The organism is Mesorhizobium sp. M7A.F.Ca.CA.001.10.2.1, from assembly GCF_003998575.1.
Taxonomy (GTDB): domain Bacteria; phylum Pseudomonadota; class Alphaproteobacteria; order Rhizobiales; family Rhizobiaceae; genus Mesorhizobium.
This window is the reverse complement of the sequence record NZ_RZQY01000139.1, coordinates 1-11,042: the sequence shown is the minus strand read 5'-3', so window position 1 is coordinate 11,042 and position 11,042 is coordinate 1. Positions and strand designations below refer to the sequence as shown.

The window sequence follows — 11,042 nt, the reverse complement described above, 5'->3', positions numbered from 1 at the left end:
AGGTGAGCCTCGTCGGGGAAGAGCAATCCACGCCGGAAGCGGCCGGCGAGGTCGGGTTCCAGGAGCGCAATTTCGTTTTCATCGACGCGCCGATGCCCTGACGTGCGACTGGCGAACCGGTCAAGCTCACCGGCATCACGCGGCGCGGCCACGACCAATGTCCCGGCCCGTGTCACCTGACCCGACAGCACCGCATCCCACCAGTCGGCAGCATCGCGTCCGAGATCCAGCACCGGCTGCTCCGCGCTTTCGCGCTCGCACCATGGCGCCAGCATGCCGCCGGCGAACCACGACGCGTTGCCACCAAGGCCATGCCGCATCTCGGCGACGGTGACCGTCGCGCCGCGGGCGGCGAGTTCGAAAGCGACGGTGAGGCCGGCAACGCCGGCCCCTTTGACGAGCACCCTCATGATGGTTTGGGAGCCTCTGGCACGACCGGTACGCCAGTCTCGTCCGCCTGCATGTAGAGATCGCCGCCCTCCCGGTATTTTGCCGCCATTGCCGCCATGCCTTCCTTCTGGGCCTCGGCACGGATGTCGTGGGAAATGCGCATGGAGCAGAATTTCGGCCCGCACATCGAACAAAAATGTGCCAGCTTGTGCGCCTCCTTGGGCAAGGTCTGGTCGTGGAAGGACCGTGCGGTTTCGGGGTCGAGCGACAGGTTGAACTGGTCCTCCCAGCGGAACTCGAAGCGCGCGCGCGAAAGGGCATCATCCCTGGTTTTCGCTGCCGGATGGCCCTTCGCCAGATCGGCTGCATGGGCGGCTATCTTGTAGGTGATCACGCCAATCTTGACGTCGTTGCGGTCGGGAAGGCCGAGATGCTCTTTCGGCGTGACGTAGCAAAGCATTGCGGTGCCGAACCAGCCTATCATGGCGGCACCTATCCCTGAGGTGATGTGGTCATAGCCCGGCGCGATGTCGGTCGTCAGCGGCCCCAACGTGTAGAACGGCGCCTCACCGCACACTGCGAGCTGCTTGTCCATGTTCTGCTTGATCTTGTGCATGGGGACATGGCCCGGGCCTTCGATCATCACCTGGCAGTCCTTTGCCCAGGCAATCTTGGTGAGTTCTCCAAGTGTTTCCAGTTCGGCGAATTGCGCCGCGTCGTTCGCATCGGCGATTGAACCGGGACGAAGGCCGTCGCCGAGCGAGAAGGAGACGTCATAGGCTCTGGCGATGTCGCAGATCTCCTCGAAATGCTCGTAGAGGAAGCTCTCCCGGTGATGGTGCAGGCACCATTTGGCCATGATCGAGCCGCCGCGCGAGACGATGCCCGTGACCCGGTCGACGGTCAGCGGGATGTAGTGCAGCCGCACGCCGGCGTGGATGGTGAAATAGTCGACGCCTTGCTCGGCCTGCTCGATCAGCGTGTCGCGGTAGACCTCCCAGTTCAGATCCTCGGCGATGCCGTTGACCTTTTCCAGCGCCTGATAGAGCGGCACCGTACCGATCGGCACCGGCGCATTGCGCACGATCCAGTCGCGGATGTTGTGGATGTTGCGGCCGGTCGACAGGTCCATCACCGTGTCCGCGCCCCAGCGGATAGCCCAGACCATTTTTTCGACCTCTTCGGCCATCGACGATGTGACAGCCGAGTTACCGATGTTGGCGTTGATCTTGACCAGAAAATTGCGACCGATGATCATCGGCTCGCTCTCGGGATGATTGATGTTGGCGGGAATGATTGCGCGCCCGCGCGCCACCTCGTCGCGCACGAATTCGGGTGTGACGAAATCTGGGATCGCCGCGCCGAAGGCTTCGCCGTCGCGTTGCAGCTTGCCGCGCATCACCTCGCGGCCGAGATTCTCGCGGATGGCTACGAACTCCATTTCTGGCGTGATGATGCCGGCGCGCGCATAGGCAAGTTGGGTCACCGCCTTGCCCTGCTTGGCCTTGAGCGGCCGATTGCGTATCGGAAATTCCGGTGTCAGGCGCTCGCCGGTGGCGAATCCATTGTCTTCCGGCCGGACGTGGCGGCCGTCATAGGCTTCGACATCGCCACGCGCCGTGACCCATTCGTGGCGAAGCCGGGCAAGGCCTTTTTCGATGCTGGTTTCGACTGATGGATCGGTGTAGGGGCCGGACGGATCGTAGACGGTGACGGGCGGTTCGCCGGCCGTCGGATGGACGGAAATCTCGCGCATCGGCACCCTGATCTGCGGGTAGAGGACGCCGGGCTTGTGGATTTTCCGCGAGGCGGGCAGTGGTCCCGTCGATACGGCGGGGGTGAGGGCATTCATCGTGAGGCTCCTTTGCTCATGCATTGGAGACCCAGTTCTGTGCCGGAAGGATGAAAAGACGCTTCTGTAGACCTGCTGCAACAGGACCTCGGGCGTAAACTCCCGCAAAGCGCTTGCACCGTCCCTACGCCAGTATGAACTGGATCAGGTTCAACGGGTCACTGCGCCGCGAAAGCCAGCAGTATCTCAGCCCCTTGCCGGGACTCCCCTGGTGAATGCCTTAGGTTGAACGGGCTGACGCTATCTTGTCAAGCGCATTCGGGCGCCTTCGGCCGGTGGCGACGACCGGCGGCCAGCCGGGCGGAGAGCTCGCGCATGCATCGGGGACAAGTCACGCCCCGTAGACCGGGGCTGAATGGCCAAAGCCTCATTCGCTTCGTGAAGGATGGAGAAACTGTATTGGCCATGTGCGCGTATCGACCAAGTAGCTCAGGCGGTCACGGATGTGGTTATTCTGGTCGAAGGTGACGAACGGCCTTGGGGGTCACCTCCTTTAGGATTCAGAGGTTGGAAGACGGCTTCTCGCGATCACGGCCATCAGGAAATACCTGTCTTCGGCTCAACCTCGACATGGCGTCCGATCGACCGCAGATATACAGCTATCTCGTTCATGAGATGATCGCGTTCGCCGTAGATTTCAGCAATCCTACGCAGCTGTGGCTCGACGGCCCTCCGTTGCGCTGGCGTGAAATCAGCATCGCCAAAGACGTATCCCAAGTTGCCAATCGCGCAAATTTTGCAGCCGGCGTCCACAACTGCTTGTACGAATGCCGGAATGTCTTTTTCTTGCATGGTCTTCATGTCGAACCTCTCGTGAATGGCGTGCTTGCGCCCCAATCTGCCTTTTCAGCGTGTCCTCTGGGCGGCGCAAGCCCTGAGCGTGACTGTGCACGGGCAACCTCGACTATCCCATCTGCCACGCTCTTTAGAATCGGTGGGGTCTGGTGATCGCAGGCTGGGCCACTCAAAAGCCTGCAAGAAGAAAGTCATGGCGACCATTGCTCAAGATCGCAAGGGTGCGTGCAAGACCTTCCGTTGGCAGTCATGCACGCTCGCTCAGAGATAGTCCGGCCGCGGAAATTCTCCCTTATTCGTAAGAAAGCTCATTGAGCAACTGGGCATTGAGCAACTGGGTCTCACGTCACGGGTCTCGTGTGCTTCACAGCCGAAAAATAGCCGCCGTGGCAATTCTCGAAAAGTGCAGGCTACCTCGTTAAGGACACTGCGGATGATCGTTCGCGCTTGGCAAAAGCGAACGGATTAGTCTATGGCTCTCGGCAGGGGGGCGAGTTATGCGGCGGGTGCGAATCCTTCAAGTAGGCGATATTCACTATCCGGACTGGCATCCTTCCTCTAGCAACATCGATGCCAAGGATAGCAAGTTCGCTCCGAAAATAACGCAGAAGCTACGCGCGTCTTCGCTGCGTGCCGTCTTGACGAAACTTCGGCGGCTGACGACTTCGAAGCCCTTGGATTCGATCGCCTTCATGGGGGATTTCACGAGCCGTGGCGACAAGACCTTCATTGCTTCGGCATTCCAGCATTTCACGTTGCTCTGCCGCGCACAGGGACGCAGTTCAAAGGCGCTTCCGTTGATATTCGTACCGGGAAATCACGATGTGAACCGTGATGACGCGCGCGAACTTGGACCGACTGAGAAATTCAGCGAAATGGCGAGTTTAGCCGCCCGCTTGGGTTGGCAGACCGTTCCCGTGGACCAACCCGTGCACTTCAGACTTCCGACAGGATCCGCAGGCGCAAACTTCATCCTCGTCAACACAGCGATAGGCAGTTGGGAGCTTCAAAACCTTCCCGCGTTCCTTCGTGATCGTCTCGAGGCACTCAGTCCTTCTACAGAGCCTGTAGATCTCGGCTCGCCGGACATCTCGGGACATTCGCCCGCGACACCTCCCAGCGATCCAGACAAGGAGGCGTCCGACGACGAGTATTACGGTCAGATGGACACGCCATACATCTCGCGTGAGATGCTTGCAGGCCTACAGGAATTGCTCCAGCAGCCCGACATGCGTTACGGCATCATAATCGGCCATCACAATCTGCTGCCACAAAAGACTCCGCGCATTACGCCATACGCGGAGATGCTCAACAGCGGATTTGTCAGAACTCAGCTGCTGCAGGGCAACAAGCCTATCGTCTACCTGCATGGACACATACATGCTGATCCGGTCGAGATCGTCAACGATCCAAGGTTTCCGGACGGCAAATTGATCTGCATCTCAGCACCAGAGATACAGTCAGGTTTCAATGAGCTCGTCTTCTTCACGACCGATCAGGGAGAGCTCGTCGGCATCCGACTTATACCCTACCGCACCAATGTCGCCGACGGGACGGTCATGGAAGGCGAACATTGCTTTATTTCGACCATGTCCAACGGCAAGGCCTTTCTGAACAACGACACGTTTGACCTGCTGCGCCGACTGCGCGACCATGCCACCAGGCGCGGGAATGGGTTACTCTTCTGGGACGAGATCACTGAGATTGCTGCCTCCGCCGAGCTCGGGCTAGATCTGGAAGACTCTCTTCTGATGCTCCAAGCGGCGCGCTTCATCGAGATAGACGGCCTCACCAAGGCAAACTCGGCTTGGCGCATTAAGGTAAGGGACGAATAGCGATGGAGAATCCGTTCGGCCCCAACAGGATCGAGTACGAAAGCCGCCCGATACTGTGGTTCAGTCAGAAGTCGGCGTTGATTTCTGCCGCCGCCAAGCCGGTCTTCGTCGCAGGGACGAGAGGCAGCGGCAAGACCAGCATTCTTCGCTCGCTTTCCACAGTCCATATTCTTGAAGACAAAAGTCTCTCGGACCAAGTCGGCAAGCTCGCTTGGTATGGCGTCTTCTTCCAGCTCAATGAGACATTCTCGCCCCTAATCGACAACGCCGTTCTGAACCTCATTCCGGAGCGGATACGCTTCGACACGGCCGCCGTGATCCCGCGGCAATTCGTAATCTTCTCTCACTATCTGGAGCTGAAGATAGTCGAACGCCTGCTCGAGAGCATCGGCCAGCTCAGACGCGACGGCCACTTGAAATACCGGGCCTCCGAAGATAGGGACGTCGCCCTGGCACTGCATCGCGAAGTGCTGCACTTCATACCCCAACCTGCCCGTCTCGACTTCTTCAGCATCGATGAGCTGCGGGGTGGGATAACCCGGTACGTCGACGAATGCTTCAACGCGTTCTTCTTTGCCGCCGATGCCGGAGCGACCGGCTTCAGAGCAACAGACCCTGGCGCGATCATTAACAAGGTCGCGACCGCGATCACTCCACTTTTAAATGGCCCATCTTTCGCCGGTGACAGGGCGCCCTTCTTCAAGATACTGATTGACGACTGTGAAGCACTGACACCGCTCCAACAGCAGTTCCTGAACACCTTGGTGAGAAAGACGCGCGGCAACGTGAAATGGGTCCTCGCCTACATCGGCGGCCTCTACGACACGATCCGGACGATCATACCCGGCCAGTCGCTCTCGAATGCTGACCGGGACGTCGAGAATCTTGATTCAGTCGATCCGAGGGAGTTCGCCACGCTGTGCGAGAACGTGTCGTCGCTTCGGCTGTACTATGCGCTTCCTGACCATCTGCGGAGTGATCTCGAGCGCAACGATGCGCTCAGCGCGTTTTCGCTCAAAAACCGGCTGGGGCGGCTTTCCGTCAATGACATCATCGAGCGGGTTATCATATCGGGTCATTCCGAGGGCAGAGAAGAGCTTGTGGCACTTGCTGATGCAGCACGTGAATTCCTCTCCGTGAATTTGAGGACGGCGGATCAGCAGCAATTCCTTCTTGATCGAAAAGCGCGCCCTTATGCCGAAGGGCTGGCGCTCGCGCTCATGAACCCGGAAATTAAGCGCCGGCCCATGAGCAAGGCGGATGCTTCAAATCTGAAGAGGTCGATCGCCCGGAAACAGGGATGGGCTTTTCTGAAAGCGTGCCAGATGCTGCGTCTGCATGACTACCCGTACGTAGGGCACCAGATCATCACATCATTGAGCGACGTCTGTATACGCGATTTCCTTGATATAATGGGAGAGATCTTCCGCCGCAGTGTTCCGAGTTCCAGTGATCCACGAAAACTGGTGGAATTCATCAACTCGGATTTACAGATTCATCTCGAACAGCAGAGACAGGCTGTGAACGCCGCCTCTCAACGGAAGCTTGATGGACTTCAGGCGCTTTCACATCCGTACGAAGAAGAGAGCGTGCGCATGGTGCGGGCGTTGGGTTACCTGACCGCTCGCCTCCAGACAGAGTTTGCCGAAGAAAATGCTCTAGGAACGACAGAGAGAGGCATTTTCAGGGTTGATCTAAAGGAAATGCGCTCGCTGGTGAACCGACTGGAGCAACCCAGCGGAAAACTGGACGAGGTCCTGCGTCGGGCGGAAAGGGATGGGTTTATCCGGGAGGTCTCCGCCGCCGGCAACTTTGAGGTGGACCGCGCCGACCCCGCATCGAAGGAGATGATGATCAGATTGCATCGGCGATTTGCACCTTACTTCGGGTTCTCCTATCGCGGCCCGTACGAAATCAACACAATCCCTGCGGCGCGGATGGTCGACCTGCTTTTTACCAGGCATCGGCTCCCAGAAGACTGGGCCGACTCGGTGTTTAAGGAGCTCGTCGCGCGGCCCGCACTCAAGACCGAATTCCAGCACTCGCTTTTCGAGAGCGATCTCGAATGACCGCTTCAACTGTCGAGTATCGAGTCTTCGGCCATCTGGCCGTCACCGAGAAGGCGAGAGATGCAGGTACCTGCGAAACGATGGAGGCAGATATCGCGATCGTCGCGCTTGGATGGGAAACGCGTTTCGCCGCGTTCGAAAACCATCTTGACCTGAAGGTCGGCAAGATCGTGGTTCTGGACTTTGCTCTGAAGGAAGCGAACGTCCCAGCCGTCGAAGAAAACCGGCGAAAGCTCATCGCTATGGGTACCCGATGGGGCGTCGAAGTGACTGTGATCACCCTCGAGCCTTCCATCGAGTATCAGAAGAACATCAATCTCCTCGATCACCTGCTCACTCAGATGGCCGCTTCATGTGGCTCATACGAAGGAAGCCTGCGGAAGGTTTTCGTCGAGTGCTCGACGATGCCGCGAATCTACATCCAATGGCTGATTGCGGTGGCATTCAAGAAAATGTCGATTCAGTCTCTCGAATTCGGGTACGCCGAAGGTATCTACGGGAACGCGATCGGCAAAGAGGATTTTTCCAGCGGCTTGGACCGATACGTCACCGTCCCTCATCTTCAAGGCAGCGGAGGAATGGGCGAAGAGAAAGTCCTGCTCGTGGGGATCGGAGGAGATGCCGACGTATTCTACGGATTGATCGATATCGTCAGTCCGGAACGGATCTCGCTCCTCGTCCCAAGAAGCGACAAGAATGCGCATATCGATGCTTTGCTCGATCAACAGGTGGCCAAGGTACGTGAAACCCACCGGCTCGAAGATGGCGAAGTTCGCGACATCCAGGCTTTCGGGCTGATGGCCCACCTCGATGCTTTCGAGACGTATCTCGACGGGTTCGGCTCGCGTGCGGTGGTGAACGTTTTTGTCAGCGGCCCGAAGGTTCAGGCCATCGCTGCTGCCGTGCTCGCCTGCTCCGACAGCCGCGTCCATCTCAAGGCAAGAATTCCCACCTCCTATGCCCATCGTGAAGTCTCAGCGAATGGGCGGTATCATATCTATAGGCTGATTGACCTGACATCCCCTGCCTGCAGCCTTCCCGGGACGTTCTGACACTATCTTGCATTCGAGTAGCATCATGGTCCCAGTAGCCGTTCCGCCAAGCCTTCAGCGCATGTTCGTGTCGCCCGATCCGGTCGATGGGGGGCTAATTCCCACTTGGAAGCTGCTCTACATCAGATCAGGGGGGAATGCAGACTGGCAGAATTCCGTCTAATTAGCGACTAGCTAAAACATATACTCAGGCGAGACTGTTCAGCATAGAAATAGTGAGTCGGCCGTGAACTATCCGCAAGCCATTGATCTGGCCTGTTGATTGAGGCGGATAGCGGCTTTGGAATTGCAGGATTAGCGGTTTATTGGGGCTGTTTTCCTGCAATTCGGTTTTGCGATTCCCTTGTGGCGCGGAGCGTGATTCACTCGGTTCGGCGGCGGCGAATCGAGGGGACAGCGAATGTCCAGGCCACGCGAGAAGCGCGAGACGGGAGAGCAGGACCTGTTCCGCTCCAGGCTCGACCAAATCATCAACATGAAGCACGAGCTGGTGCGGCTGGCGCAGGCGATCGACTGGCCGGTGCTGGAGGAGCGTTTCGGCGCCGTCTATTCGGACGGCCCCGGCATGCCGCCGCTGCCGACCCGGCTGATGGCGGGGCTGGCGATCCTCAAGCACACCTTCAACCTGTCGGATGAGGTGCTGTGCGAGCGCTGGGTGGAGAACCCTTATTTCCAGTATCTCACCGGCGAGACGTTCTTTTGCCATACGCTGCCGTTCGACCGCTCCTCGATGACGCGTTGGCGCAGCCGTATGGGCGAGGAGCGGATTATGGTGCTGTTGCAGGAGAGCCTCAGCCTCGCGGTCAAGACCGGGGCGATGAAACCGGCCGACACGCGCCAGGTGATCGTCGACACCACCGTGCAGCCGAAGAACGTCATGTTCCCGACCGACGCCAAGCTCATCCATCGGGCACGCGAACGGCTGGTGCGGCTGGCCAAGAGGACGGGTCTCCATTTGCGCCAGAGTTATGTGCGGGTCGGCAAGCTGGCGCTGATCAGCCACCAGCGCTATGCCCACGCCAAGCAGTTCAAGCGGGCCAACAAGGCGCTACGCAAGCTCAAGACCTATCTCGGCCGGACCATTCGCGACATTGGTCGCCAGATCGCCGGCGATCAGGGGCTGGACGCTGTTCAAATGGCCGCTCTACCAGGCCGCCACCGTTCTCGAGCAACGCCAGCGCCAGCGCGGCCGCAAGATCTACAGCCTGCACGCACACGAGGTGGAATGCATCGGCAAGGGCAAGGCGCATGCGCCCTACGAGTTCGGGGTGAAGGTGTCGGTGGCCACCACGCTGAAGCGCTCCAGGGGCGGCCAGTTCGCCCTGCATGCAAAAGCACTGCCCGGCAATCCCTATGACGGCCACACGCTGGCAAGCGTCATCCCCGACATGGAAAAGACCATCGGCAACGAGATCGGCCGCATCCTCGCCGACGCCGGCTATCGCGGCCACAACGCACCCCAGAGCCACAAGCTCAGGGTCTTCACCGCGGGCCAGAAACGCCGCGTCACCCCAGCCATCAAGCGCCAGATGCGACGGCGGTCGGCGGTCGAGCCCGTCATCGGGGCCACATCAAGAACGAACACCGCATGGGCCGCAACTACCTCGCCGGCCAGCAGGGCGACGCCCTCAACGCCATCCTGGCCGCCGCCGGATATAACTTCTCTCTCCTGCTCAGGTGGCTGAAGGGATTTTTGTGGCTTCTCATCGCAGCCTTACAAAGTCAGCCGAAGAGCTCGAAGCCTGATCCCTCTCATTGTTCACGGCCGACGGGACAACCCAACCTCAAGCGAGAACATTTCAGGGGGGCACATCGGGTGCAAGTAATCGAAGCGCATCACTGATGACCAATGCCGCCTGCTTCTTTCGGCAACGCGCAGCGATGCGCTTCTGCTGAGCGCGATGTTTCTAAGCAGCGTCCCCGAATTGGATCGCAACCCAGCCCTGCAGTTGGCGCCAGTTGGGTTCGAGCCTGGCGAAACGCTTCAAGCTAAACGATGAAATGTCTGCGAAGCTGCAGACGCCGTCGACAACTACGTCGCGGATTGCTCGCCCGCTTGACGGCGACAAGCCGAAGCCGACGCTGGACATCGTGGCAACAACCACGTTGGAGAATGTCGAGAGCCGGTCGATCACGGGGCGCCCGTCGGGGGTGTTCTCGATCACACCGGCCCAAGAACGAATAATGCGGGCATGCGCGGCCTTCGGCATCATTTCAACCAAGCGGCGGCCTATATGACCCATCAGGGGGGTTGAGGGGTTGGATATTACGCCTCCCTCGGCTAGTTCCAGCCATTCGTGTGGACCGCCTCCAAAGGCCAGATTACCGCGCAGCGTCTGCCTGCCGTGGAGATCGTTACCATCAACGCCACCATAAGCCATCAGGGGAAGCGGCTCGGTAACGATCATCTCGGCACGCGCGCTTGCCAAAGGAACCTCCTGCCCCAGCATCGCCGAGAAGCGCCCGGTGTATGGCCCGGCTGCAATGACCAGTTGATCGCAGCCAAATAGGCCGCGCTCCGTGTCTACGCCTACCACCCGCTCGCCTTCGGTGCGGAACCCGGTGACCCCGCAGTGCTGCACGAGCTGGCCGCCGTGGTCCTGCATGGCCCACGCGTAGCCTTGGACTGTGCGGTGTGGGTTGGCGTGCCCCCCGAAGTGATAGAAATGAGCACCGGCAACGTTGTCGCCGACGAGTGGAACGAGTTCTCGGAGCCGCGTCCGGTCGAGCAATTCGCACCGGTGTCCATGGCGCTCCATCGCAGCGGCGCTGCGAGTTGCGGCCGCCAATTGCTCCTCGGTCACGGCGACGTGGATGCGGTTTGCAGAGAACTCCGTAGGATAACCGAGCAGTTCATCCATGATTGGCCACAGCCGCAGCATCTCCGGGTAAAGAGGCGAAAAAACGTGTCCGCAGCCCCCTCCGTTACGGCCGGAAGCCTCCCAGCCAACGATGCCCTTTTCTATAACCAGAACATCGACGCCGGTTTGTGCTAGCCACCAGCCAGCACTCAGCCCTGTGACGCCGCCGCCAATGATCACAACGGATG

General features: G+C 59.3%; 7 protein-coding genes, 1 pseudogene and 1 riboswitch. Of the genes and pseudogenes, 4 read left to right on the top strand and 4 right to left on the bottom strand.

Translation table 11 applies throughout. The features are described from left to right. The 3 genes from EN964_RS11985 to EN964_RS11970 form a co-directional block, all read right to left on the bottom strand. Positions 1-410: FAD-dependent oxidoreductase (locus EN964_RS11985; RefSeq protein WP_127276390.1), on the bottom strand; the 410-nt coding region annotated here is incomplete at its 3' end. Next, positions 407-2,242 carry a phosphomethylpyrimidine synthase ThiC gene (thiC, locus tag EN964_RS11980; protein WP_063169414.1) on the bottom strand — a complete coding sequence of 612 codons (1,836 nt, stop codon included), beginning with the start codon at positions 2,240-2,242 and terminating at the stop codon, positions 407-409. The genes thiC and EN964_RS11985, both read right to left, overlap by 4 nt. A gap of 103 nt (positions 2,243-2,345) precedes the next feature. Beyond that, positions 2,346-2,462, bottom strand: a riboswitch (TPP riboswitch). 317 nt (positions 2,463-2,779) lie between these two features. Then, complete coding sequence (locus EN964_RS11970) at positions 2,780-3,043, bottom strand: hypothetical protein (protein WP_082826710.1); 264 nt, start codon at positions 3,041-3,043, stop codon at positions 2,780-2,782. Positions 3,044-3,534: 491 nt separating this feature from the next. Here EN964_RS11970 and EN964_RS11965 point away from each other — a divergent pair, with 491 nt between their 5' ends. The 4 genes and pseudogenes from EN964_RS11965 to EN964_RS11950 all read left to right on the top strand — a co-directional run. After that, on the top strand, positions 3,535-4,872 hold the full coding sequence (locus EN964_RS11965) for a metallophosphoesterase (protein ID WP_127248690.1): 1,338 nt from the start codon (positions 3,535-3,537) through the stop codon (positions 4,870-4,872). A gap of 2 nt (positions 4,873-4,874) precedes the next feature. Next, positions 4,875-6,941, top strand: coding sequence for a hypothetical protein (locus tag EN964_RS11960; RefSeq protein WP_063169412.1), 2,067 nt, complete (start codon positions 4,875-4,877; stop codon positions 6,939-6,941). Further along, the gene (locus tag EN964_RS11955; protein WP_063169411.1) at positions 6,938-7,993 is read left to right on the top strand and encodes a hypothetical protein; all 1,056 of its coding nucleotides are present in this window, start codon (positions 6,938-6,940) and stop codon (positions 7,991-7,993) included. The genes EN964_RS11960 and EN964_RS11955 overlap by 4 nt, the downstream gene beginning before the upstream one ends. A gap of 400 nt (positions 7,994-8,393) precedes the next feature. Then, positions 8,394-9,710, top strand: a pseudogene (locus tag EN964_RS11950) (IS5 family transposase); the annotation flags it as partial. 190 nt (positions 9,711-9,900) lie between these two features. Here EN964_RS11950 and EN964_RS11945 read toward each other — a convergent pair. After that, positions 9,901-11,042, bottom strand: a 1,142-nt coding sequence (locus tag EN964_RS11945) for an FAD-binding oxidoreductase (RefSeq protein ID WP_164775791.1), incomplete at its 5' end; no start/stop codon positions are given.

Coding starts and splice junctions, on each gene's coding strand:
- EN964_RS11960 (WP_063169412.1), top strand. CDS start 4,875: ATGGAGAATCCGTTCGGCCCCAACAGGATCGAGTACGAAAGCCGCCCG.
- EN964_RS11965 (WP_127248690.1), top strand. CDS start 3,535: ATGCGGCGGGTGCGAATCCTTCAAGTAGGCGATATTCACTATCCGGAC.
- thiC (WP_063169414.1), bottom strand. CDS start 2,242: ATGAATGCCCTCACCCCCGCCGTATCGACGGGACCACTGCCCGCCTCG.
- EN964_RS11970 (WP_082826710.1), bottom strand. CDS start 3,043: ATGAAGACCATGCAAGAAAAAGACATTCCGGCATTCGTACAAGCAGTT.
- EN964_RS11955 (WP_063169411.1), top strand. CDS start 6,938: ATGACCGCTTCAACTGTCGAGTATCGAGTCTTCGGCCATCTGGCCGTC.